This is a genomic window from Azospirillum endophyticum, from assembly GCF_016595245.1.
GTDB lineage: Bacteria > Pseudomonadota > Alphaproteobacteria > Azospirillales > Azospirillaceae > Azospirillum > Azospirillum endophyticum.
The window spans coordinates 780808-806593 of the sequence record NZ_JAENHM010000073.1; the positions used below are offsets into that span (position 1 = coordinate 780808).

The 25786-nt window shown below is 66.3% G+C and carries 16 protein-coding genes; 8 read left to right on the plus strand and 8 right to left on the minus strand.

The window, feature by feature from the left end:
- Positions 1 to 114: 114 nt before the first annotated feature.
- Positions 115 to 588, minus strand: a complete 474-nt coding sequence (locus JHL17_RS30530) for a sigma-70 family RNA polymerase sigma factor (protein ID WP_109108603.1) — start codon at positions 586 to 588, stop codon at positions 115 to 117.
- Positions 589 to 1054: 466 nt separating this feature from the next.
- On the minus strand, positions 1055 to 1564 hold the full coding sequence (locus tag JHL17_RS30535) for a GNAT family N-acetyltransferase (protein ID WP_200198359.1): 510 nt from the start codon (positions 1562 to 1564) through the stop codon (positions 1055 to 1057).
- A gap of 177 nt (positions 1565 to 1741) precedes the next feature.
- Here JHL17_RS30535 and JHL17_RS30540 point away from each other — a divergent pair, with 177 nt between their 5' ends.
- The 5 genes from JHL17_RS30540 (at position 1742) to JHL17_RS30560 (ending at position 9439) form a co-directional block, all read left to right on the plus strand.
- Complete coding sequence (locus tag JHL17_RS30540; RefSeq protein WP_200198360.1) at positions 1742 to 4240, plus strand: glycogen/starch/alpha-glucan phosphorylase; 2499 nt, start codon at positions 1742 to 1744, stop codon at positions 4238 to 4240.
- A 279-nt stretch (positions 4241 to 4519) separates the two neighbouring features.
- Positions 4520 to 5557, plus strand: coding sequence for an aspartate-semialdehyde dehydrogenase (locus tag JHL17_RS30545; protein WP_200198361.1), 1038 nt, complete (start codon positions 4520 to 4522; stop codon positions 5555 to 5557).
- A gap of 136 nt (positions 5558 to 5693) precedes the next feature.
- The gene (locus JHL17_RS30550) at positions 5694 to 7301 is read left to right on the plus strand and encodes a peptide chain release factor 3 (RefSeq protein WP_200198362.1); all 1608 of its coding nucleotides are present in this window, start codon (positions 5694 to 5696) and stop codon (positions 7299 to 7301) included.
- 193 nt (positions 7302 to 7494) lie between these two features.
- Complete coding sequence (locus tag JHL17_RS30555; RefSeq protein ID WP_200198363.1) at positions 7495 to 9066, plus strand: sensor histidine kinase; 1572 nt, start codon at positions 7495 to 7497, stop codon at positions 9064 to 9066.
- Complete coding sequence (locus JHL17_RS30560) at positions 9059 to 9439, plus strand: response regulator (RefSeq protein ID WP_200198364.1); 381 nt, start codon at positions 9059 to 9061, stop codon at positions 9437 to 9439. The genes JHL17_RS30555 and JHL17_RS30560 overlap by 8 nt, the downstream gene beginning before the upstream one ends.
- A gap of 33 nt (positions 9440 to 9472) precedes the next feature.
- Here JHL17_RS30560 and JHL17_RS30565 read toward each other — a convergent pair whose 3' ends face one another.
- The 4 genes from JHL17_RS30565 to JHL17_RS30580 form a co-directional block, all read right to left on the minus strand.
- Positions 9473 to 10420: a transglutaminase family protein gene (locus JHL17_RS30565; protein WP_200198365.1), complete on the minus strand. Its 948-nt coding sequence runs from the start codon at positions 10418 to 10420 to the stop codon at positions 9473 to 9475.
- 4 nt (positions 10421 to 10424) lie between these two features.
- On the minus strand, positions 10425 to 12980 hold the full coding sequence (locus tag JHL17_RS30570) for a circularly permuted type 2 ATP-grasp protein (protein ID WP_200198366.1): 2556 nt from the start codon (positions 12978 to 12980) through the stop codon (positions 10425 to 10427).
- A gap of 277 nt (positions 12981 to 13257) precedes the next feature.
- Entirely contained in the window at positions 13258 to 15312 is a 2055-nt protein-coding gene (locus JHL17_RS30575; protein ID WP_200198367.1) for a di-heme-cytochrome C peroxidase, read from the minus strand.
- Positions 15313 to 15556: 244 nt separating this feature from the next.
- A complete protein-coding gene (locus JHL17_RS30580) occupies positions 15557 to 18910 on the minus strand; it encodes a transglutaminase family protein (protein ID WP_200198368.1) in 3354 nt (1117 codons plus the stop codon).
- A 155-nt stretch (positions 18911 to 19065) separates the two neighbouring features.
- Between JHL17_RS30580 and JHL17_RS30585 the strand changes: the two genes are divergently transcribed.
- The gene (locus tag JHL17_RS30585; RefSeq protein WP_345773911.1) at positions 19066 to 20088 is read left to right on the plus strand and encodes a hypothetical protein; all 1023 of its coding nucleotides are present in this window, start codon (positions 19066 to 19068) and stop codon (positions 20086 to 20088) included.
- Positions 20089 to 20119: 31 nt separating this feature from the next.
- Positions 20120 to 20992: a lysozyme inhibitor LprI family protein gene (locus tag JHL17_RS30590; RefSeq protein WP_200198369.1), complete on the plus strand. Its 873-nt coding sequence runs from the start codon at positions 20120 to 20122 to the stop codon at positions 20990 to 20992.
- A 259-nt stretch (positions 20993 to 21251) separates the two neighbouring features.
- On the opposite strand, the gene JHL17_RS30595 is transcribed toward JHL17_RS30590, so the two are convergent.
- The gene (locus JHL17_RS30595; RefSeq protein ID WP_200198370.1) at positions 21252 to 22148 is read right to left on the minus strand and encodes an aldose 1-epimerase; all 897 of its coding nucleotides are present in this window, start codon (positions 22146 to 22148) and stop codon (positions 21252 to 21254) included.
- A gap of 284 nt (positions 22149 to 22432) precedes the next feature.
- On the opposite strand from JHL17_RS30595, the gene JHL17_RS37785 reads away from it, so the two are divergent.
- A complete protein-coding gene (locus JHL17_RS37785; RefSeq protein WP_345773912.1) occupies positions 22433 to 25081 on the plus strand; it encodes a serine/threonine-protein kinase in 2649 nt (882 codons plus the stop codon).
- An 84-nt stretch (positions 25082 to 25165) separates the two neighbouring features.
- Here the strand turns inward: JHL17_RS37785 and JHL17_RS30605 are convergent, their stop codons facing one another.
- Positions 25166 to 25735, minus strand: a complete 570-nt coding sequence (locus tag JHL17_RS30605; RefSeq protein ID WP_200198371.1) for a peptidylprolyl isomerase — start codon at positions 25733 to 25735, stop codon at positions 25166 to 25168.
- Positions 25736 to 25786: the final 51 nt, after the last annotated feature.

A 25786-nucleotide genomic window follows, 5' to 3' on the forward strand; every position in this document is an offset into this window, starting at 1 on the left:
ATCGGTCCGGACACGAAAAGCCCCCGTGCCGGTGACACGGGGGCTTTTCGACCGTGGAAGAACTCGGGTTCCGGCCGCCTCGCAAGAGCCGCCGACCGATGGGAAGGATCAGGCTCAGGCGGTCATCAGGTTGTTCAGCCGTTCCCGCGCGCGGCACAGCCGTGACCGGATGGTGCCGATCGAGACGTTCAGAGTTTCCGCCGCCTCCTGGTAGGGACGGCCTTCGATGGCGACCAGCTTCACGACCTTGCGCTGGCTGGGGGTGAGGGAGGAGAAGGCGCGGTCGACATCACGGAAAACGAGCCGCGACATCTGCGCCGCATCGACCGACATGGCGCCGTCCCACAATTCCACCTTGGTCACATGGCGGTCACGCTGAAGGTTGTTGAAATGCAGGTTCTTCAACATGGTGGTCAGCCATGCCTGCATGTTCGTGCCGGGTTCGAAACGATGCTGACGTGACAATGCACGGGCCAGGCAATCCTGGAGGAGATCCTCTGCGGCATTGGCATCGCGGGTCAGCTTGCAGGCATAGCGCTGCAGGTTCGGCATGCAGCGGATCAGTTCGTGTTCGAACGAGTACGCCATGGTCTTTCCTTCCTCCACGGTCTGTGTCGTCTCCGGCCGGCCGGGTGAACGGCGGCGCCCTTCGCGTGCTGACGGGGCGCAGGGCAGGGACGGCGTTGGGCTTTCCGGCGCGCTGGCAGCGGCGGCGCCGGTTCGAAGGGCTGACGGTGTCTTATCGATCTTGAACGCTCAGGGCGCCCCGTGTGCGAGTGACAGGGCGTTTTCCGGCCGGTCCGTCATCTGGGACGGATCAGCGGCTCCTGTGGAATGTCGAGGAACGATCCGGTCGGCGGTGGCGTCATTGCGGCGGTCCCGTTGTTGCCCGTCGTTGATCGTGTCGGGAGGGTAACGCGTCGTCCGCCGTGGATGTTCCACCACAGGATTCGGAAAGAGTGACATCGGTGGCAGATTGCGGCGATTCCGGTCAAGGCTCCGCTTCCCGGGCTTACCCCCATCGAATGCGGCGCCCGGTGCTCGGCCGCAACAGTCAGTCTTTCGGCAGCAATGGTTTTTCCAGGCGCAACGCCGCCATATCGTCCTCGTAATAGCCGGGATGAACGGCGAAGGAGCGGTAGCCGGCCGTGGTGTAAAGCGCGATGGCGGCTGCATTGTCCGCCCGTACCTCCAGCCTCATGCCGCTGCAGCCATGGACGGCGGCGGCTTCCTCCAGTGCCGCAAGCAGGCGGCGGCCGATCCCCAGGCCGCGGGCGCCCGGCGCCACGGCGAAGGAGGTCAGCCGGGCGAAGCGCGTGCCGGCATGGAAGCCGACGACACCGTAGGCGATCGGCGTCCTCTCCAAATTTTGCCCTTGGCGGTATGCCGCAAGGACCACACCTTTTGCTTTCCGGATCGCATAGCGGAAATTGCGTTGCGTCATCCGGTCGGTCGCGAAGCTTCGCTCCTCGATCGCCAGCAGCGCGGGGATGTCGGCCGTTTCGGCGCGGCGGATGCCGATGCATGTTGCATCGCAGTGGACAGGATCGGTTTCGTGAAGCATCGTTGACGGGAAAAAGGGGAGGGGATGAAAGCCTACTCCCTTTTACCACAGCGAAACGACGGTGGGTTCAAGGGGGGAAAGCTTTGTTTAACCAACAACGCGGAAACTTCCCCAGGTTTGGAGCGCCGTCCTTCCAGCCGCCCGCTCCTATTGGCCTTTCACGCAGAAAGTCACGACATGGACGCTCGGTATAAATCTCGCGACATCGAACGCCGCAGCCTGGATGTCGATGGCCTCAAACGGTCGTTCCTGGAATGGCTGGTCTATTCGGTCGGCAAGGATGCACGCGCCGCGACGCGCCGCGACTGGTTCCACACCGTGGCGCTGGCCGTGCGCGACCGCGTCGTCGATCGCTGGATGGACACGACGCGCAGCTATTATCAGGAAGACGCGAAGCGCGTTTATTATCTCTCCCTCGAATTCCTGATCGGTCGGCTGCTGACCAACAGCCTGTCGAACCTGGGGATCGTCGACGAATGCCGTCAGGCGCTCGATCGTCTCGGCCTGTCGATGGAGGACGTGGTCGATGCGGAGCCGGACGCGGCGCTCGGCAACGGCGGCCTCGGCCGTCTGGCCGCCTGCTTCCTGGACAGCATGGCCTCCCAGGGGCTGCCCGGTTACGGCTACGGCATCCGCTACGAGTTCGGCCTGTTCGAGCAACGCTTCGAGAACGGCTGGCAGGTCGAATATCCGGAGCAATGGCTGCAGTTCGGTAATCCGTGGGAGTTCGCCCGGCCGGAGGTGCTGTATCCGGTCCAGTTCTACGGTCGCGTCGAGGAATTCCGCGACAGCGTCGGCGATCGCGCCTATCGCTGGGTCGATGCCGACCGGGTGCTGGCGATGGCCTACGACACGCCGGTGGTCGGCTATGGCGGCGACACCATCAACACGCTGCGCCTGTGGTCGGCGCGGGCCACCCGCGATTTCAACTTCGGCCATTTCAACGACGGCGCCTACATGAAGGCGGTCGAGCAGAAGATCCTGTCGGAGAATCTCAGCCGTGTCCTCTACCCCAACGACGCGACCGAGACCGGCAAGGAACTGCGGCTGAAGCAGGAGTATTTCTTCACCTCCGCCTCGCTGCAGGACATTCTGCGCCGTTATCTGCAGCACCACACCACCTTCGAGAACCTGCCCAACAAGGCGGCGATCCAGCTCAACGACACCCACCCGGCGATCGGCATCGCCGAGCTGATGCGCCTGCTGGTCGATCAGCATGCGCTGCGCTGGGACGATGCGTGGGAGATCACCCGCGCCACCTTCGCCTACACCAACCACACCCTGCTGCCCGAGGCGCTGGAGGCCTGGCCGGTGCGGATGATCGAGCGGGTGCTGCCGCGCCACATGCAGATCATCTACGAGATCAACGCCAAGTTCCTGAACCGCACCAAGGCGCGGGCCGACGGCGACAATGCCAGGCTGTCGCGCCTGTCGCTGATCGACGAGCGCGGCGAGCGCCGGGTGCGCATGGGCAATCTGGCCTTCCTCGGCTCGCACAAGGTCAACGGCGTCTCGGCCCTGCACACCGAGCTGATGAAGCAGACGGTCTTCGCCGATTTCCACGAGGAATTCCCGGACCGCATCAACAACAAGACCAACGGCATCACCCCGCGCCGCTGGCTGAAGCAGGCCAACCCGGCCCTGTCGGAGTTGATCACCACCCGCATCGGCGAAGGCTGGATCTCCGACCTGTCGCAGATCGCGGCGCTGCGCGACAAGGCCGACGACGTGGTGTTCCGCGAGGAGTTCCGCCGGGCCAAGCGCAAGAACAAGAAGCGCCTTGCCGCCTACATCGCCCGCCAGACCGGCGAGGAGGTGCTGGTCGACAGCATCTTCGACGTCCAGGTCAAGCGCATGCACGAATACAAGCGCCAGCTGCTGAACGTTCTGCACACCATCGCGCTGTACAACGAGATGCGCGACAACCCGACGGTCAGCTGGGTTCCGGTGACCAAGGTCTTCGCCGGCAAGGCGGCGCCGTCCTACCACATGGCCAAGCTGATCATCAAACTGATCAACGACGTCGCCAAGGTGGTGAATCATGATCCGTCGGTGCACGACAACCTGAAGGTCGTGCTGCTGCCGAACTACAACGTCACCGCCGCGGAGATCATCATCCCGGCCGCCGATTTGTCGGAGCAGATCTCCACCGCCGGCATGGAGGCCTCGGGCACCGGCAACATGAAGCTGGCCCTGAACGGCGCCCTGACCATCGGCACGCTGGACGGCGCCAACGTCGAGATCCGCGAGCATGTCGGTCCGGACAACATCTTCATCTTCGGCATGACCGCGGAGGAGGTGAACGACCTGCGCGCCAGCGGCGGCTTCAACCCGCGGGAGGTGATCGCATCGAATCCCAGCCTGAAGCGGGCGCTCGACATGATCTCCACCGGCGCCTTCTCGCCGGACGACCGCAACCGCTACCACCCGATCGTGCAGGCGCTGACCGACGGCGGCGACCATTTCCTGGTGACGGCGGACTTCGCCGATTATTGCCGCGCCCAGGAGGCGGCGATGCATCTGTACCGCGATCCGGAGGAGTGGACCCGCAAGGCCATCCTGAACACGGCCAACATGGGCTGGTTCTCGTCCGACCGTACGGTCAACGAGTACGCCGGGGAGGTCTGGGACGTACACCCGGTGCATCCGAACCATGACGGTGAAGGGTTCCGGTAATCTTCGGCAGGGCGAATGCGCAGGCACTTTACAAGGCCTGCGCATTCGGATAAGACAACCGGCATGAATCGCAAGGCCATCACCACCACTACGACCAAAAAAGCGACTCGCTTCGGCGGGAAGCGTCGTGGTGTGTGCTGATCGGATCGACCAGCGTTTCTTCCACGAGGCAGGCCCCGCCGGACAACGGACGGGGCCTCGTCGTATCCGGGGTCCGCTGTCCGAACGACCGATAGGCCGGTCCGATCAACAGTGCGACAGACAGGACGGAACCCCGACATGAGCAACAACGCCTCCGCTTCTTCCAAGTCCCTCCGCGTCGCCGTGGTCGGCGCCACCGGCGCCGTCGGCCGCGAGATGGTCAAGGTTCTGCACGACCGTAACTTCCCGGTCGCCGAACTCGGCCTGTTCGCCTCCGAACGCTCCGCCGGCAAGGTGCAGGAAACCCCCTATGGCGCCCTGACCCTGCAGGCCTTCGATGCCGCGGTGGTGAAGGGCTATGACGTCGTCCTGCTGGCGGTGTCGGGCGATTTCGCCAAGGCGCATGCCAAGGAACTGGCTTCCGCCGGTGCGCTGGTGATCGACAACAGCTCCGCCTTCCGCTACGACGCCGACATTCCGCTGATCGTTCCGGAAATCAATGCCCACGTCTTCCGCGAGGCGTATGCCGCCGGGTCCCGCCTGATCGCCAACCCGAACTGCACCACGGCGATCGCCGTCGTGGCGCTCGGGCCGCTGCACAAGGCCTTCGGCATCAAGCGCGCCATCGTTTCCACCTATCAGGCCACCAGCGGCGCCGGCGCCGAGGGCATGGCCGAGCTGGAGGAGCAGACGCGCAACCAGCTGGACGGCAAGCCGGTCACCAACAGCGTGTTCCGCCACCCGATCCCCTTCAACCTGATCCCCCAGATCGACGCCTTCCAGGAGAACGGCTACACGAAGGAGGAGATGAAGGTGACGTGGGAGACGCGGAAGATCATGGAGGTCCCCGATCTCCTGCTCAGCTGCACCGCCGTCCGCATCCCGACCTATCGCGCGCATTCCGAAGCGATCACGCTGGAGACCCTCCAGCCGGTCACGCCCGACGCCGCCCGTGCCGTCCTGGCCGATGCCGCCGGCGTGAAGGTGGTGGACGATCCGGCCAACGGCGCCTACCCGATGCCGCTGAACGCCACCGGCCAGTATGATGTCGAGGTCGGCCGCATCCGTACCAACATTGTTTTCGGCGACCACGGCCTGGACCTGTTCGTCTGCGGCGACCAGCTGCTGAAGGGCGCGGCGCTGAACGCGGTGCAGATCGCCGAACTGGCCCTGTAAGACGGGGGGCAAAGGCTCTGGAATCCCTGGGCCCGCACTGCTATGTAATGCGACAGGGGCCGATGGGCGTGTTTCGCCTGCCGGCCCTTTTCGCCGTTCGCATCGAATAACGCCTTCACGTCACGGGACTTAGCGCATGTCCGAACTTCAGGACGCCGTCTCCCGCCGTCGGACCTTCGCCATCATCGCGCACCCCGACGCCGGCAAGACCACGCTCACCGAAAAGCTGCTGCTGTTCGGCGGTGCCATCCAGATGGCCGGCGCCGTCAAGGCGCGCGGCGAGCAGCGTCGCGCCAAATCGGACTGGATGAAGGTGGAGCGCGAGCGCGGCATCTCCGTGACCGCCTCCGTCATGACCTTCGACTATGACGGGCGCACCTTCAACCTGCTCGACACGCCGGGCCACGAGGACTTCTCGGAGGACACCTACCGCACGTTGACCGCGGTCGACAGCGCGGTGATGGTGATCGACGGCGCCAAGGGCATCGAGGCGCAGACGCTGAAGCTGTTCGAGGTCTGCCGCCTGCGCGACGTGCCGATCATGACCTTCTGCAACAAGATGGACCGCGAGGCGCGCGATCCCTTCGACCTGATCTCGGAGATCGAGAGCGCCCTGGCGCTGGAGGTGACTCCGGCCAGCTGGCCGATCGGCATGGGCCGCGATTTCCTCGGCTGCTACGACCTGATCCGCGACCGGCTGATCCTGATGGACCGCAGCAAGGGCGACGAGATCGACGAGGGCATCGAGTGCAACGGCCTGGACGATCCCCGTCTGGACGAGCTGCTGCCCGCCCACGCCGTCGCCAAGCTGCGCGAAGAGGTCGAGATGGCGCGCGGCTTGATGCCGGCCTTCGACCTGGAGGCCTATCGCGCCGGCCACCTGACGCCGATCTATTTCGGGTCCGCCATCAACAATTTCGGCGTGCGCGAACTGCTGTCCGGTCTGGCTGAGAATGCGCCGCCGCCGCGCCCGCAGCCGGCCGATCCGCGCACGGTCGAGCCGGACGAGGAGAAGGTCACCGGCTTCGTGTTCAAGGTCCAGGCCAACATGGACCCCAACCACCGCGACCGCATCGCCTTCGTCCGCCTCTGCTCCGGCCGCTACAAGCGCGGCGCCAAGCTGAAGCACATCCGCTCCGGCAAGCTGATGGCGGTCAACAACGCCGTGCTGTTCCTGGCCCGCGACCGCGAGGTGGCGGAAGAGGCGTGGCCGGGCGACATCATGGGCATTCCCAACCACGGCAGCTTGCGCATCGGCGACACGCTGACGGAGGGCGAGGATCTGCGCTTTACCGGCGTGCCCAGCTTTGCGCCGGAACTGCTGCAGCGTGTCCGTCCCGACGACCCGATGCGGGTGAAGCATCTGCGCAAGGCTCTGGAGCATTTCGCCGAAGAGGGCGCCTCCCAGGTGTTCAAGCCGCTGACCGGGGCCGACTGGGTGGTCGGCGTCGTCGGCCAGCTGCAGTTCGAGGTTCTGGCCTCGCGAATCGATGCGGAATACGGCATCGCCGCCCGCTTCGAGGGGGCGGGTCTGGATGCCGCCCGCTGGGTCGAGACCGACGACAAGGTGCAGCTGGAGAAGTTCATCGAGCTGAACCGCTCGGCACTGGCGGAGGATCATGACGGCGCCCTGGTGTTCCTGGCGCGCAATGCCTGGCACCTGAACCGCGCACAGGAGGATTTCCCGGCCCTGCGATTCCTGAAGACCCGCGAACAGAACCGCAAGGTTCACACCGCCGCCTGACAACGGCGCCCGTTGCGCCGCAACCGGCGCGGACGGGCGTCGCTCCATCGGAAAATCCTGTGCGGATCCGGCTGGACGGACTGCCGGCTTGACGGGGTCCGCCCGCTGACGGAACGTGTGCGAGTGCATCCGACGGTTTCGACACGTAATCAAGGTCCTCCGTCGGACGGGCTGGGTCGGGAAAGAGGCGGACATGGCGCTGGGATTTGACGAACTCCTGGATACCGGCGGTTTCGTACCCCATGGCGTCTGCCTGCTCTGGCGCCCCGACATCCTGATGCTGCATGTCGGGTCCGACATCCTGATCGGCCTGTCCTATTTCTCGATTCCGGTAGCGCTGACCTATTTCGTCCTGCGGCGCCGCGATGTGGCCTTCGGCTGGGTGGCGCTGCTGTTCGCGCTGTTCATCATCGCCTGCGGCACCACCCATTTCCTGTCGGTCTGGACCTTGTGGACCCCCGACTATGTCCTGGAAGGGCTGGTGAAGCTGATCACCGCCTTCGCCTCGCTGGGCACCGCGGCGGCGCTCTGGTGGCTGATGCCGCGCCTGCTGGCTCTGCCCAGCCCGCGGGAATTGGAGGCCAGCAACCGTGCACTGGCCCAGGAGGTCGCGACCCGGCGGGAGATGGAAAACCGCTATTCCAGCTTCTTCAACAATCTGGCGGAGGCGCTGTTCATCGTCCGGGTCGAACCCGACGGCGACTTCGCCTTCGAGGCGATCAATCCGGCGCTGGCGCGGGCAACCGGGCTGGATCCGGAACGGCTGCGTGGCCAACATGTCCGCGATGCGCTGGGTCCGGAGGTGGCGAACGCCATCATCCCCCGCTATTCCCTGTGCCGTGATCGCGGCGAGAGCGTTGATTACGAGGAGACGCTGGATCTCCCGGTCGGGCAGCGGGTGTTCCATACCGTGCTGGTGCCGGTGAAGGATGCCGCGGGGCGCGTGGTGCGGATTCTCGGCAGTGGCCGTGACGTCACCGAGCGCAAGCGGCTGCAGGAGGAAGTGATCCAGACTTCCAAGATGGTGACGCTGGGCACGCTGGCCGCCGGTATGGCTCATGAGATGAGCCAGCCGTTGAACGTCATCCGGCTGTGGACGGAGAACACCCTGACCCGCTTGCAGGAAAATCTGCTTGATCCCGCACGCGCCGAGCGTGCCCTGAAGCTGGTCATCGAGCAGACCGACCGCATGGCCAAGCTGATCGACCATGTCCGCACCTTCGGTAGGCGGGACGGCGGCGGCATGCAGGCATTCCAGCCGGCAAATTGCATTCAGAGCGCGGTGGAACTGGTTCGTCACCAATATGGGATGGAAGACATCGAGATCATCGAGAGTGCCACCTCGGCGCAACTGCCGGTGACTGGACGTCCCCTTGAACTGGAGCAGGTGATACTCAACCTGTTTTCGAACGCGCGCGATGCCATCGTTGCGCTTCGCGCAACCGGCGCTGCGGCAGGGCGCATCATGGTGGCGATCAGTGACGACCGGAGCGGGCACAACGTGGTCATTCAGGTGACCGACGACGGTGGCGGCATCGCCCCCGCGGTGTTGCCGCATATCTTCGACCCCTTCTTCACCACGAAGGAGGTCGGCAAGGGCTCCGGCCTCGGCCTGTCGATCGGATACGGCATCATCGACGGCATGGGCGGGCGGGTCGATGCCTGCAATGTCGAATTAGGAGGCGGACGCCGCGGCGTCCGTTTCACCATAACCTTGCCGAGCCAACCGGTATCCTCAGCCGACAGGGAGTTCTCGCATGCTTGATCCGTTTCATATCCTGATTGCGGAGGACGAGGTCCTGGCGGCGATGGCGCTGGAGGATTTCCTGTCGCTCAGGGGGTTCCGCGTGACCGTCGCAGCCAATGGAGTGGAGGCGCTGGAACGCTATGTCAGCCAGCGGGTGCACGCCTTGGTGACCGATCTTCGCATGCCGCGCATGGACGGCCAGACGCTGATCCGTGAAATCCGCGAACGCGATGCGACCCTGCCGGTCGTGGTGATGACCGGCTACCTGAACCAGGACAGCGATCTGACGCACGAGCGCTGGAAGCCGCTGGAAATCTTCAGCAAGCCGGTGAACCCGCGCACCATCTGCGAGACGTTGAACAGAATGCTGGGCTTGCCGCAGAGGGCTTGAGGCGGCGGAACGGCGCGGGAATGCCGCCGCCGGTCAGTCTTCCGTCGACTCGACATCCAGCGGTTCGACATCCACGCTGACGGTCAGACCGTGACCGGCACCGCCGACCAGGACGCCGCGCGCCGGACTGACATCGTTGTAGTCACGCCCCCATGCCACGGTGATGAAGTCGCGGTTGGCGACACAGGCGTTGGTCGGGCAGATATCGAGCCAGCCGGCGACGGTCCCGCACCAAACCGATGCCCAGGCATGGCTGACGTCCGCCCCCACCAGTCGCGGCTGTCCCGGCGGCGGCAGGGTGCGGAGATAACCCGAAACGTAGCGCGCCGGCAGGCCGACGGAGCGCATGCAACCGACGGCGATATGGGCGAAATCCTGACATACGCCGCGACGGTTCCGCATCACCGCCGCCAGCGGGGTTGCGACGGTCGTCGCGCTGGGGTCGAAGGCGAAATCGCGATTGATCCGGTTCATCAGATCGATGGCTGCCGCCATCACCGGACGGGCCGGCGTGACGCTGTCGCGGACATAAGCCAGCAAGTCCGGGCTGGCGGCGACCAGGGTGCTGTCGAAACTATATTGCGTGATCTCCGCCCCGTCGTCCGGTCCGGAAAGACCGCGCAGGCTGTCGCGCACCTGCTCCCATGCCGGGGCGGAGTCGGGCTTTATAACAGGCGGTTCGAACACCTCCACTTCGCTTTCGGCGATCACCGAGAAGGTTCGGTGCGGCTCCTGCACGGCGACATAGGTGACGGTGTTGCCGAAATAATCCACCCGCTCCGTCTTTACCGCCGGAGCCGGGTCGATGGTCAGCAGGCTGCGCCGGATTCGCTGGTACGGATGCGGCCGGGCGGTCAGGTGCAGAAGATGGTGGGAGATCGGCACATCCTCGCCATAGTCGTAGGCGGTGGCGTGCCGCACGCGGTAGCGCGTGGAGGGGGCGCTGTCCCCTTGAACGGAACCGGAGGGGGGAGGCGTCATCGCGTCAGGCCGATCGTGCGAAAGCATGGCTGAAATAAGCATGCGCCAGGAAATTGGACACGTCCGGCAACGACATCGCCAGCGTGTCCAGAAGCGCACGCAAGGCCTCGCTGGATGCCATGGCGTCGGAGCGTTCCAGACCATTGCGCGCGGCGGCGACGATGGCCAGCGCTCCGCCGGTCGGATCGGCGCCGGTGCCGACACCTTGGCTGGGCAAAGCCCGCATGTGCCGGTCGAGTGCCGCCAGCTGGAAGGCAAGCGCGCGCGGGTTGGCCTCCTCCCCCAGCAGCAGGTCGAGGACGGGCGTGCGCAGCACGCTGGTCAGGTAGCGCGCCCGGTAGGTCATCACGCTCTCGCCCAACTCCAGCAGGACCGACAGGGTGGCGGCCTGGAGCGGCTCGTCCTGGCGGTCGAGGTCGGCGATATGAACCCCGCGCATCAGCGCGATCATATGCAGCGACCGCTCGATCCGCCGGCCGATGTCGAGAAAGCGCCAGCCGGCTCCCCGGGTCATGCTCTCCTGTTCGAGGCCGGAAAAGGCGGCCAGCGTGATCATCACGTCGTCCAGCCGCAGCAGCAGCGATGCGGCGTCCATCCGGCCTTTCGGCGGCTGGGTCTGGCGGTCGATCGCCGACACCACCCGCCACATGTCCATCGACAACCGGTCGCGCACGGAATAGGCGGTGCGGTGCAGCCGCAGGACATGGGACCGCAGGCTGTTGGGATGGTCCGGATCGCCCACGGCCGCCTGCAGCGCCTCGCGCAGGCCGCGGCTGGGGCCGCTCTCCGTCAACCGCGCCATCTCCGCGGGGATCATGCCGAGCGAGCAGAGAAGGTCGAGCAGCGGACGGACCTGCAGGGTGGCGCCCGGCATGTTGCTGTCGATCAGGCGGCTCTGCGTCGCGCGCAGCAGGCGCAGCGCCCCCTCCGCCCGCTCGGCATAGCGGCCGAGCCAGTAAAGCCCGTCGGCGACCCGGCTGGGCAGGTCGTTGGCGGATGGGCGGGCGCCGCTGGACGTCGGCTCGTTCGCCAGGGCGGGGCGGGGCTGGGCCGAGGCGACGTCGGCACGCCGCGGCGCCAGGATCCAGGTGTCCTTGCTGCCGCCGCCGCTCTGCATCGAGACCACCAGCCGACCGGATTCGGTGGACACCCGGGTCAGGCCGCCGGGCATCACCGCATAGCCGCCGCTGGGCGTGGCGCACAGGAAGGCGCGCAGGACCAGCGGACGAGGCTGCAGCCGTCCGTCCTGCCAGACGGGGGCGGTGGACAGCGCCATCTGCTCCTGCGCCACGAAATACCAGGGACGGCGCTTGATCCGCTCGACCAGGGCCGAGCGCTCGGCGGCCGACAACTGGGTGCCGAAAATCGGTTCGAAGGACAAAGAGGGGAAGGCCGGCTTGATCACCAGGCCGTCGAGATGGTCGATGACGTAGGCGCGCTCCGCATCGTTGCCGCACCACCAGCTGGCGACACCGGGCAGCCGCAGCTCCTCTCCCAGCAGATGGCGGCAGAGCGTCGGCAGCGACGATTTCATCGCCATCGATTCCATCAGGCCCGACCCCAGCGCGTTGGCCATCACCACGGTTCCGGCCCGGACCGCTTCGATCAGCCCGGCGACGCCGAGCGAGCTGTCTGCCCGCATTTCCAGCGGGTCGGCGAAATCGGCGTCGAGCCGGCGCAGGATGACGTCCACCTGTTCCAGCCCGGACAGGGTCTTCAGATAGACCGTCCGGTCGCGCACCGTCAGGTCGGCTCCTTCCACCAGGGTCAGGCCGAGATACCGGGCGAGATAGACATGCTCGAAATAGGTTTCGTTGTAGGGGCCGGGGGTCAGCAGCACCACGCGCGGCAAGCGGCCGGCGGCGCTGGTCCGCGGCGCGATGGACAGCAGCGTTTCCTTGAAGGTGTCGAAGAAGCCGGTCAGCCGCTCCACTTGGCAGTGGCGGAAGCTGTCGGGCAGCACCTTGGCGATGACCGCGCGGTTTTCCAGGGCGTAGCCGCTGCCGCTGGGCGCCTGGGTGCGGTCGGACAGCACCCACCAGCGCCCGTCGGGCGCACGGGCGAGGTCGACGGCATAGAAATGCAGATGGACGTCGTTCGGCACGCGGATGCCGTGGACCGCCCGGCGGAAGCCGGGATCGGCATGGATCACCGTCGGCGGCAGCCGGCCGTAGCGGGTCAGCGTCTGCGGCCCGTACAGGTCGGTCAGGATGGCGTTCAGCAGCGACGCGCGCTGGATCAGCCCCGATTCGATGGCCTTCCATTCATGCGCCGGCAGCAGCAGCGGCATCATGTCGAGCGGCCAGGGCCGCTCCATCCCGTTGGGATCGCCGTAGATGTTGTAGGTGACGCCGTTCTGGTGCAGCAGCCGCCGCGCTTCCTCCCACCGCTGCGCCATCTGGTCGGCGTCGAGCGGTCCCAGCGTGCTCATGAAGGTCTGCCAGTGCGGCCGCAGCCGGCCCTGGCCGTTCACCATCTCGTCATAGACCTGCCCCGAGCCGTAGCCAATGGCATCGGCCTCGCCGAACAGCGATCCCTGGGTGAAGGGGACCGGCGGCATCCCGGACGGGATCGCGGATGCCGGTGCGCGGAAAGGCTGATCGGGCTGGGACAAGGTCGGACTGGTGCGTTTTGCCTATGAAGGAAGCAACAGTCTGAACGTCCCCGCCCGGCGATGCAAGGATCGCGGCCCCGGGATCCATCCGAAAGAGGAAAGATTCCGTGGCGTTCCGGTTTCCGGCGGATTGATCGCAACCTCCTCCGCAGCAAGGAAAAAGCCGGAGCGTTGCCCAAGGCGACGCTCCGGCTTGCCGGATGTTGCGGAGATGCCGGGACGGTCAGAGCGTCTTGAGGTATTCCAGCAGCTGCCAGCGTTGCGCGTCGGTGAGGCCGGCTCCGAATTCATGGCCGGTGTTGCGGTTGCCGGGCTTCGTCGTGTCATAGACGAAGGTGGCGCCCGCGGCCGACGAATCCACGCCGACCTTGACCGGGTCGATGGAGGTGCTGCCCATGCGGAAGGTCGCCGCCCGCTGGGACGGCGGCAGCAGCATTTCATACAGGTTCGGGACCGAACCATTGTGCATGAACGGAGCCGTCGCCCAAACCCCGTCCAGCGGACGCGCCTTGTAGGCCAGCAGCTGTTTGATGGTGCCGGCCAGCGCCTCCTCGTCGGAGGTCGCGGTACCGGCGGTGGCGGCGGCCGACGGCGCGGCGGCGCTGGCCTTCGCCTGTGCGGTCGCCGCGCGGCCACCGGCCGGAATGGCGCCGACGGTCGGCTTGGTTCGGCCCCGGCCGGTCAGGGCGGCGATCACCTTCTGGTGGTCGGCGGTCATCCTGGCGCCCGGTTTCACGAAGGGCGTGGTGTCGAGGGTGCCCTCCTTCGTCAGCGACTCCGGCGACCAGCCGGCGGGCGCACTGGCGGTCAGCCACGGCGCCGGGGCGTCGTCGCCCTTCAGCAGGTCGGCCAGCAGCCCCGGTTCGCGGACCAGATCGCCGAAGATGGCGCCGATCACCGCGTTCGACAGCAGGTTCGCCGCGAGATCCGGGTTCTTCAGCGGCTTGCCGCCCAGCAGCTGCGGTGGCATCGCGACGTTGGCGATGGCACCGGTGTCGACCTGACGGCAGAGCGCATCGACAGCCATCTTCGGATCGGCGGCGTAGTTGACGGTGATCATCTTGGCGGTGACGGCGGCATCGACGCCCATGGTGCAGATCGTGCCGAAGGCCGCGATCACCGCTTTGGCGTTGTCCGGCTGCGCCCAGTTGAACAGCGGAACCATCTGGATGGGGGCGGTGGTATAGGTTTCGCCGCGCGGCAGAATGGCGTGGCAGCTCTCGCAATTTTCCTTGTAGATCGACTCGCCGGCCGCCGCCTTGACGATGTCGACGTCGCCGGCGAGGCTGTCCGGCCATACGGGAGAGCGCAGCTTGCGCAGCTGATTTTCCATGTCGACCAGGTTCCGCCCCCGGACCGTCGACTTGTAATAGTAATGCGCCGCGTCGGCCGGCGGCTTCAACGTCACCTTGCCGAACACGCCCAGCACCTCGCCGGCGTTGCGGCCAAGGGCGTCGAAGGCAGTAGCATTGGGCAACAGGCCGTTCCACTGCACCCGCGCCTGGTGCGGTGCGTCCCAGAGGAAGGGATAGCTGACCGGAGCGTTCGGCGCGCGGTTGTTCTTCGGCAGGTTCAGATCGATGGCCGACACCCGGTTGAAGATCATGCCGAAGGCGTCGGTCCGCATCGATCCCCAGGGCGTATCCGGGGTGCTGGCCGCGACGAAGGCGGCGAAGGACTGGTCGAAGGCCTTCAGCCCGTCGAACAGCGCCAGTTTCTGCTGGTCGGTCGCCGTGGCGCCCAGCACGCGGGTGGCGAATGGCTGGAAGGCCGCGTCGCTGCCCACGGTTGCATGCACCGCATTGCTCAGCCCGCTGATGAATCCAAACAGGTCGCCGGTGGTGACGGCGCCGTCGATGCGCATCGTCTTGCCGTTGACCGTCACGTCGCCGGTGTGGCAGGCGGCGCAGGTCATGCCGAACCAGGCGGTCTTGTCGGGATCGGTGTCCTTGACGAAGCCCACGGGCAGGAGATTGGGGTTCCAGCTGCCGGGCGTGCCGGCCGCATAGCCGTACCGGGTGATGCTCTTGGCGAAGGGTTGCTTGGTCTGCGGATCTTCCAGCGCCATGAACCAGTCATAGCGCATGATCTGCGAGCCCTGGGTGGCGTTGTAGTACCACTGCCGGGCCTCCTGGGACCAACCCTGGTCCAGGTACCACAAGCCATTGATCTCCACCGGCGGATTCACCGGAACGGGGCGGGGCGGCTTCGGCGGTTCGGCGCAGGAACTGAGCAGCAGCGCAGTGGCGGCCAGGGTCGCTTGAACGGGAAGTTTCATCCCTCTTGTTCCCTTTTTCGGTGGCTTGGCGCATGAGCCTTCGACCGAAGAGGGTAGTACCGATAATCGTTATGCGCGCAATACTATTGGAGGATGATGTCGAAAAATAGATTGATACCCTTTACCCTCATCCTTCGAGTGAGGAGCGCAAACCCCGGGTGTGGGCGGTGGAAGGCGTGGAGAAGCGGTGCGGTGCATGCGGCGGCGGCGTATCCGCCGTTTCCCGCATGCACCGCACCGGGGATCAGCCTCGCCGCAAATCCAGGGTCATCGGGAATTGCGGGTTGCGTTCCTCTGCCGGCACGTCCATCGGGCCGGGCGTGTGGCCGAAGGGGAAGAAGCGGGCCAGACGGCGCCCTTCGGCCTCATTGGCGTTGACCGGGACGGTGTCGTAGTTGCGGCCGCCGGGATGCATGACGTGATAGGTGCAGCCGCCGATCGACCGGCCCGCCCAGCTGTCGAGGATGTCGAAGATCAGCGGGGTGTGGACGGGAATCGTCGGATGCAGGCAGGACGGGGGCTGCCATGCGCGGTAGCGCACGCTGCCGACGAACTCGCCCTCGACTCCGGTCGGGACCAGCGGAACCCGCCGGCCGTTGCAGGTGATGACGTGGCGGGCATCGATCAGGCCGGTGACGCGGACCTGCACCCGCTCCACCGAGCTGTCGACATAGCGCACCGTGCCGCCGCCGCCCTGCTCCTCGCCCAGGACATGCCAGGGCTCCAGCGCCATGCGCAGTTCCATGGTGATGCCGCGCTGGCTGACATGGCCGTAGACCGGGAAGCGGAAGTTGAAGTGTGGTGCGAACCAGTTCTCTTCCAGCGCATAGCCCTGGTCGCGCAGCTCCTGCAGCACGTCGGCCATGTCCTGCTGGAGGAAGTGCGGCAGCATGAAGCGGTCGTGCAGATCCGTGCCCCAGCGCACCAGCCGGCCCTTGTAGGGGTGCTTCCAGAAGCGCGCGACCAGCGCCCGCATCAGCAGCTGCTGGGTCAGGCTCATCTCCGCATGGGGCGGCATCTCGAAGGCGCGGAACTCGACGAGGCCGAGGCGGCCGGTGGAGCTGTCCGGGGAATAGAGCTTGTCGATGCAGAACTCGGCCCGGTGGGTGTTGCCCTGCACGTCGACCAGCAGGTTGCGCAGCACCCGGTCGACCAGCCAGGGCGGGCAGTTGCCGGTCGCCGCCGCATGGTCGATCTGGTTGAAGGCGATCTCCAGCTCGTAGAGCTGGTCGTCGCGCGCCTCGTCGACGCGCGGGGCCTGGCTGGTCGGGCCGATGAACAGGCCGGAGAAGACGTAGGACAGGGCAGGGTGGTTCTGCCAGTAGGTGATCAGGCTGCGCAGCAGGTCGGGCCGGCGCAGGAACGGGCTGTCGTTCGCGCTGGCGCCGCCCATCACGACATGGTTGCCGCCGCCGGTGCCGCAATGGCGCCCGTCGATCATGAACTTCTCCGCACCCAGGCGGGACTGGCGCGCATCCTCGTAGAGGGTGACGGTGTTGCGCACCAGATCGTCCCAGCTGTGGGCCGGATGGATGTTCACCTCGATCACGCCGGGATCCGGGGTGACGGCCAGCGAGTTGAGGCGCGGATCCTTCGGCGGCTGGTACCCTTCGATGACGACCGGCATCTCCAGTTCGACCGCCGTCGCCTCGATCTCCGCCAGCATCGCCAGATAGTCCTCAAGCGTGCTCATCGGCGGCATGAACAGGTGCAGACGCCCGTTGCGCGCTTCGCAGGTCAGCGCGGTGCGGACGATCCACCAGGCGGATTTGCCCTCCTCCGGCAGTTCGTCGCGGATTTCCGCCATGATGCGCTGGCGTTGGGCGATCCGCTTGTCGGTGTGGACGCCGCGGTCGGATTCCTGAACGGCGCCGCGGATTTCCCGGCGACGCTGGACCGGGTGCGGGGGAAGGGGACCGCGCTCCTCGAACGGGTCGGTCTCCCAGCTGTAGGGGTAGTCGGCCTTCGACACCCAGGGCAGGGACCCGATGGGCAGGCGGTAGCCGACCGGGCTGTCGCCGGGGACCAGCAGCAGCCTTTGCTGGCGCAGCGGCCAAGTGCTGGAGAGCCAGATCGGGCCCTGCTGGGTCATGCGGCGGTTGATCGGCAGGGCGAAGCCCACCGGCTCGGCCAGACCGCGGGTGAAGACGCGGGTCAGGCGTTCGCGCTCCTCCTTGTCCTCCAGCTTGCTGTCCAGCGGGTCGACGTTGATCGGCAGCTGCGATTCCTTGCGCAGGTAATGCCAGGGATCCTCATAGGCACCCAGCACCAGATTGGGATCGAGTCCCAGCCGCTTGGCCAACGCCATCAGGAAGACGCCGGCATCCTGGGCGGTGTGGCCGTAATCGGTGTCCTCGCGCGCCAGCATGTCGCTGTTGGCCCACAGCGCCTCGCCGTCGCGTCGCCAGTAGACGGTCATCGCCCAGCGCGGCAGCGATTCGCCCGGATACCATTTGCCCTGGCCGAAATGCAGCAGACCGCCGGGGGCGAAACGCGCCATCAGCCGGTGGATCAGGTCGGCGGCCAGCTTCCGTTTCTGCGGTCCCAGCGCCGTGGTGTTCCATTCGGCCCCTTCCATGTCGTCGATGGACACGAAGGTCGGCTCGCCGCCCATGGTCAGCCGGACATCCCCGGCCTTCAGATCCTCGTCGACGCGGTGACCCAGCGCCTCGATCGCCGACCATTGCTGCGGGCTGTAGGGCTTGGTGACGCGCGGCGCCTCGTAGATGCGGGTGACCGACATCTCGTGCCCGAATTCGACCTCCGCCTCGTCGACCATGCCGGAGATCGGAGCGGCCGAGGAGGCGTCCGGCGTGCAGGCCAAGGGAAGGTGCCCTTCGCCCGCCAGCAGGCCGGAGGTGGGATCCAGCCCGACCCAGCCGGCGCCGGGCAGGAACACTTCGGTCCAGGCATGCAGATCGGTGAAGTCGCTGTCCGGTCCGGACGGGCCGTCCAGCGCCTTCTGGTCGGCGGTCAACTGGATCAGGTAGCCCGAGACGAAGCGGGCGGCCAGCCCGAGGTTGCGCAGGATCTGCACCAGCAGCCATGCCGAATCGCGGCAGGATCCCGTGCGATTGGTCAGCGTTTCCGCGCAGGTCTGGATGCCGGGCTCCATCCGGATGACGTAGCCGATGTCCTGCTGGAGGCGCTGGTTCACCGCGACCAGGAAGTCGATGGTCGGCGCCTTTTCCCGCGGGATGTCCTTGAGATAGGCGGCCAGCTCCGGCCCCGGTTCCTCCGTCTCCAGATAGGGGCGCAACTCGCGCTCCAGCCAGTCGTCGTAGGCGAAGGGGATGTGGTTCGCCTTCTCCTCCAGGAAGAAGTCGAAGGGATTGATGGCGGCGATCTCCGCGACCAGATCGACTTCGACGATGAACTCGCGCGTCTTCTCGGGGAAGACGAAGCGGGCCTGGAAATTGGATTGCGGGTCCTGCTGCCAGTTCAGGAAATGCTGCTTCGGCGTGACCTTCAGGGAATAGCTGAGAATCGGAGTCCGGCAATGGGGCGCCGGACGCAGCCGGATGATCTGAGGACCGAGGGAAACCGGCCGGTCGTAGCGATAGATCGTCTTGTGGTTCAGCGCGACGTGGATCGCCATGGAAAACCCCGCCTCATGCCTGTTCGAAATGGTCGCGCCCCAGTTAACCCCAGGGTCGCCTCAGCAACGGTAACACCGAAAAACCCCGCCCGACAGGGTACCCCGATGCCGATCCTACCGCAGTTGCGAAAAAGTCACGAAGTTGCCGATGACGCGTGCTGCGGCTTTCTTCCGTTCGCGTTACCCTTTATATCCTTTGCGAAGGTGGTATCGCTGCGACGGGGTTTCGCGTCTGGATGGTGTCGGTGGCGGCTTCTTCATTCACGGACGGCAACCGCGGTTCAGGCGGGATGGGCGATGCCGGCCCCGGCGGTGCCGGGCGGGGCGTCGTCACCGGAAAATATTTCAACTTCAAGCCGCTGCCGCCGCCTGCCGACATTCTCGGCAATCCTCTGGTGGTTCCCAACCTGCCGACGCACAAGCTGCCGAAGGAGACGTTCGGCAGCCGGATGAAACGTTTGCTCGCCCGGATGAACCTGGGAAGCCAGTCGGCCGAGACCCGGCTGCGCTGGAAGCTGCATGACACGATCCAGGCCACCATGGCATCGCTGTCGCCGGCCGTCACGCTGGTGGCGGAGAAGCGGGCGCCGGCACCGCGCAAGAAATTGTCGGTTCCCGTCATCGTCGTACGTCATCCCTACCATCTGCGCCATGTGTTCGAGTTGCTGCCGAACATCCCCGACACGCTGGCAGCGGAACGGCGCTTCATCGAGTTGCTGATGACCAGGGCGCTGAAGCGGTACGGCGAGCAGATGGCGCTGATCAAGGGCAGCGCCTTCTCCTTCGAGCACGAAGCGCGGGAATATTTCTTCGCCGGCTTCCGGCTGGAAAAACAGATCAAGAAGGTCAACAATCCCGACGAAAGATTCGCTGCACTCCAGGCGATCTACGTCAACTATTTCCATGGCCGAAATTACTATTATTTCGCGCTTTTGCGAAGGGAGAGACTCGCACCCGACAATAAGCTGTTCATGCTGTTCGCCCGCGCGGTCTATTTCATGGCTCGGATCGACTGGAATGGCGATTTGTTGGACAAACCGAATGCACGCATGCTGCCCAGGCGCGACGACATGCTGTTTTTCGTGGAGCGTGACAAGTCGGTCGTGACACGCTATCGCACCGATCAGGATTTCCAGCGTCAGGTCAAGGCCGTGCTGGAGGCTTTCCCCGCTTCGTGACGTTCCGCTTCCTTACCCAAGGTTTCCTGCGATGCGCGCCCTGTCCCTGGTTGGTGGTCTCCTGGCCGCCGGCTCCCTGCTCGCGGTCCTGACTGCAGTCCCGGTCCTTTCCGCTCCGGCGGACACCCCCTCTCCCGAGGTGGCGGTTCCCGAGGCGCCGGCCCCGGACTGCGACGCGGCGGAGGCGCCGGCGGCGCAGCTGATGTGCCGCGACCCCAAACTGGCGGCGGCCGTCGCGGCGATGGACGCGGCGCTGGCGGCGCTCGGCGCCACCACCGACGACAGCGGGCGTGCGGCCATCGAGGCCGGTCAGACCGTCTGGCGGGCGCGGAGGGACGAGGCCTGCCAGGTGACCGCTGCCGATCTGGCCGACGCCAAATCAGTCAAGCTGCGCAGCGACTGCCTGCTGCGCGTCATCCACCAGCGCATGACGGCGCTGGAGACGGAGCGTCAGGCCCGGTCGCGTCCGATCACCGACCTGCCGTTGTCGATCACCGGTGCCGCCGCCCGCCAATTCGCCGCGCCGCCGCCGCAGGTGCCGCCGATCAACCGCAAGGTTGCGCTGTCGACGCTGACCGGTCGCTGGGCCAAGGCCGATCCGAACGACCGCACCGCCATCGACGATTGCCGCGCTTCCTATCTGGAGATCGGTGCCGACCGGAGTCTGACCGCAGTGGATCCGCGGGTTCCCCAGTTCCCGCTGACCGGCAGGCTGGCGGCGGAGGGCGATCCGGTTCAGAGTGTCGCCGTGCAGCCGGCCGAGCCCGACGGGACGATGGAGGAGGCGCCGGCTCCGCTGGCCATCCTGCGGCTGCTGCCCGCCGATTCGGCGCGCTTCGACCGGCTGGTCCTGCGGATGGCGCCGCCCTCTACCTTCGCCGCCGAGTTCGTCCGCTGCCGCTGACGAGGGGAACGGGAGGGACCGCACTCCGCCCGCAGCCTACGCCGTCGGAACAATCCCGCCGTCGATGACGTATTCGGTGCCGGTTATGGTTTCGGCACGATCATGTCCGGCCTTCGTCCTTGACGACCGCGTCGGGGACGAAGCAATCCAGGCCGGCGCAACCCGTCGGCTGCCTTCACGGCCTTCATCGGCTTGGCCCGCGAACTCGGCTCCAAGCCGGGGACGTGATCCGCCATGACCGACCGTCTGGTGCCGACCGCTAGGTTCGCGACAGCAGGAAGCGGACGGTCAGCGACAGCCGTTCCCCCGCCGGAAGGGCGATGATGCCGGCATCGGCCTCCTGCGGGCGGTTCAGCGCGTCGGTCATATGGGTGACCGGCTCCAGGCACAGATAGGACTCGCCGCGCGGCGCGTAGACGATCAGGTGGCCGGCCGGACCGTCGGCGATCATGGTCAGGCGCACCCTTTCCCGTGGGCGATCGAGTGTCGCGGTGCCGGACCAACCGGTGAAGCCATTGTCCAGCGCCACATGGTCCATGACCACGCCATGGGGAAAGTCCCAAGCGGCGGGAAGGTTGCGGCGGCGTGACGGCAGGATGGTGTCGTCATTGTCCCAGACGGCACGCACGTCGGCGGTCAGGTAGCTGCCCGGCGTCTTGACGAAATAAGGATGCAGCCCCAATCCCGCCGGCATATCACTGTCCGCCTCGTTCGTCAGGTCGAGCGTGACGCTCAGCCCTTCACCGTCCAAAGCCACGGTCTGCTCCACGCGGTAGCTCCACGGCCACTCGTCCGAGCGGTGGACGAGCTCCATGCGCAGGGCGTCGTCGGTCACGGCTTCCACGCTCCATGGACGGGACCAGCCATGGCCATGGATCCGATGCGGCGAACCGGGATCGGTGGCAAGCACGACCTCCCGTCCCTGAAAGACGAACCGACCGCCGCCGATTCGGTTGGAGAAAGGGACAAGAGGAAAACAGGCCATGTCCGGGGCGAAATTGCCGGCCAGCGCGCGGTCGGAGGCGCGTCGGAACAGCTCGACCGGACCATCGGGCGTGGATAGGGTCCAACTTGCCAGCGAACCACCGCAGTCGGGTGTCGCGGTGATCGTCATCGAACCGTGCCGCAACGCGATGATGGCGCCGTTCCGGATCATGCGTTTCTCCCATCGTCAGCGTCCCGGTTTTTATCGCACATGCGAAGACCGAAGGGAACGGCCGCCGCCGATGCTGCGGGGGGCGGCGCAGAACCGACACAACTCATGTGCTTTCGACGAAAAATGTCGACATCGTACACCCGCCATTTACCCTCACCGGACAAGGATGATCCCACGGCAACGCTCCCATGCTTGCGGGGCGCGCCGGCAGTGTCGACAACGCGGGCAGGGCGCCGTTGTTGCAGCCCGGCTGCAGGGTCCGCCGCGACTATGAAAGGCTCCGAGTGTCCAACCCCCTGCTCAGCCGCGCGAAGCCGGCACCGGCGTCGGCCATGGGTACGCTCGATGAGGCGGAGCTCTGCGGAGCGCTGCCGGATTACCATGCGCTGCCAGCGCGGCTGGTGATCGGCGCCGTGCTGCGGTCGTATCTGGATCCGCTGATCCTGACCCCGACCGAGCTGATCCATCTCGCCAAGCCGCTGAAGGCATGCCTGGAGCAGGGGGCGCTGGTGGATGCGGCGATCGCCAGGGTGGCAGCCATCCAGGCGCGTATGCCGGGGCAGGACCAGCAGGGGCGCCGCCGTGCCATCCGAGCCGCGGTCGACGAAAGCTGGGCCAAGGCCCGCGCCGCCCAGCTCGCCTTCGCCGCGATGCCGCGCGGCCGCAAGCCGGTGGATTGGCTGCTCTCCCAAGGGACCACGGCTCCCGGCGGCGATGCGGATTACGACCTGCTTGTCGCGATCGGCTCGGAGCTGGTGGAGATCAAGAGTTGGGCCGGCAAGCTGGACCGCCTGCTGGAACTGCACCAATGGGATCGGGACGAGCGGCTGGCCGCCGCCGTCGATGGGGTCATTGGCGACATCCTGGCCTCCACGGCAGCCGGCGCCGAGCTGTTCGGCGTCAACCTGCTGCCCGGAACGCTGTTGTCCTCCCTATGCGACCTGCTGTTCGGCCGTATCGGCATGGAGGCCATCGGGCCGAACCGCATCGGCGTGATGAACGCCCTGTTCCGCCAGGGAAAGCTGCCCTGCGCCAAGGCCGCCGTGCTCGACCGCATCCGCCGCCAGCTGAAGGCACCCCAACCACTGGGTCGTGGTGCCTTCGACCAGGAGGCGGAGATGCTGAAGACGCTGGTCGGGCATCTGCTGACCCGCGACGGGTTGGTCGGCGGAGCTGCGATGGCCGATGCATTGACGGTCCGTTATTCCCGCCGACTGGAGCAGGGGGGAGCCAGCGCCTATCGCCGGTCGATCATCGAGCTCGGCGAAGGGCAGTCGGACCTGATCTGCCGTATCCATTACCTGACCCGGATCGCCGCCGTCCCTGCCGCCGAACGGCATGCCGGCGAAGTTCTCGCATCGCTCGATGCGGCGGTCGGCAACGAGCTGCTGATCGAGAACATGCTGGTGCAGACGCCGGACACCGCCTTGCTGGAGCGCGATTACGCCCGTGCGCTGGCGGCGATCCGCTCTGCTCCGCTGCCGGCGGATGCCTGCGAAAGGCTTGCCGACCGGGCCGAGCGCTCCGTCGACGACTACGTGAAGACCGGTAAGCTTGCCGTCCGCCTGAAGCAGGTGGAGCCGGTCCTGCGCCGCCGGACGATCCGGCTGGCCGAGGTCGCCTGTTCAGGCCTGATCCGCGAGGATGGTGCCTTGCCGCTGATGCGCCAGCACATCCTGGAAATCGTCCGCCAGCCGCTCTTCCAGGCGGAGCTTGCCCAGCCCGATAGCGAGGTCGCCCAGGCGGAGGTCCGCCGCCTGCTGGAACTGCTGGACCGGTTGCGCCAAATGGCTACCGCGCCCGCACCGCCGCCCATCCTGCCGCCGGTGCCATCGCCGGCCTTACTGGTCACCGTGGAGGCGGCATCCCAGCCCTCCAAAGGCATGCGCGCGGCCGAGACCATCCTTCATCCGATCGGCCTTAGACCGGCCGCAGCCGGGGTCGGCACGGCAATGCCCGGCGAGATGACCGAACTGTGCCCGAACTGCTATGCCGTCCTCGGCGCGGGCGATCCCTGCGGCAGCTGCGGTTTCCCGAAGAAATCGGACAACCGGCCCGGTGTGCATCTGGTGCCGGGAACGCTTCTGCATGGCCGCTACCGGGCCGGGCGCGTGTTGGGGCAGGGGGGATTCGGTGCCACCTACCTGGGTTGGGATGAGCGGCTGCGGGTGAAGGTGGCGATCAAGGAATATTATCCGGCCAACTTGATCGCACGGCTCCCCGGCGCCGCCGCGGTCTCCCCCTTTTCCGACGAGCATGCGGAGACCTTCGCCGCCGGCCTCGCCAAATTCCTGGAAGAGGCGCGGACGCTGGCCCGCCTGCGGGACGTGCGCGAGATCGTCGGCATCCAGGATTTCTTCGAGGAGAACAGCACCGCCTATCTGGTCATGGAGCTTCTCGAGGGCCGCACCATGAAGAAATATCTGGCCGATTGCGGCGGCCGGATCGATGTGAAGCGGACGCTGTCGGTGGTGATGCCGATCGCCAAGGCGCTGCAGTCCATCCATGAACAAGGGCTGATCCATCGCGACATCAGCCCGGACAACATCTTCCTGACCAATGGCGGCGAGCGCAAGCTGCTGGATTTCGGCGCGGCGCGGCAGACCGTTCGTCCCGGCGCCGGCCTGACCGTCATCCTCAAGCCGGGCTATGCGCCGCCGGAGCAATATTCCAACGAGGGGCGGCAGGGCCCTTGGTCCGACGTCTACGCGCTATGCGCCACGATCTATCTGGCGTTGGCCGGCCGTACCCCGCCCGATGCCACTGCCCGCTTCATGAACGACAAGGTGCCGAAGCCGTCCGAACTGGGCGTGGCGTTGGCGCCCGGGTTCGAGAGGGTGTTGCTGTCGGGGCTCGCGATGCGCTGGCAGGACAGGCCACAGTCCATGAAGGACTTGTTGCGCGCCATGACCAATGCGCTCGCCGGTGTCTGAAGCGAGCGGCCAGCATACGAGAATTGATGTAAAAAAGGGGACCGGCAATCCGGTCCCCTTTTCCGATCTGCAGATGCGACGACGTCACTTGACGTCGGCGGCGACCTGCATCTTGATGATCTTGTCCGGATCGGTGACCTGACCGTTCCGGGACTGGCTGCCCTTCTTGATCATGTCGACGAATTCCATGCCCTCGACCACGCGGCCCCAGACGGTATACTGGCGATCCAGGAACTGGGACGGCGCGAAGCAGATGAAGAACTGGCTGTCGGCGCTGTCCGGATCCTGCGCACGGGCCATCGACAGGGTGCCGCGGATGTGCGGAGTGCTGGAGAATTCGGCCTTCAGCTTCTTGCCGGAGCCGCCCATGCCGGTGCCGGTCGGGTCGCCGGTCTGGGCCATGAAGCCGTCGATGACGCGGTGGAAGACGACGCCGTTGTAGAAGCCCTGGCGGGTCAGTTCCTTGATGCGGGCGACGTGATTCGGCGCCAAGTCGGGCCGCAGTTCGATCACCACGCGACCGTCCTTCAGGTCGAGGTAAATGGTGTTTTCCGGATCCAAGGCCTTCGCCTCCCCTTGCGAAACTATAAAGAACGAGACAGTGAAGATTGTGGCGAACAGGGCCGCCAGCAATGCGCGGGTCCACCGCTTCATGCGAGACACTCCGATGAGCCGAAATCCGCGCCCCGGACCATAGGGGAAAAG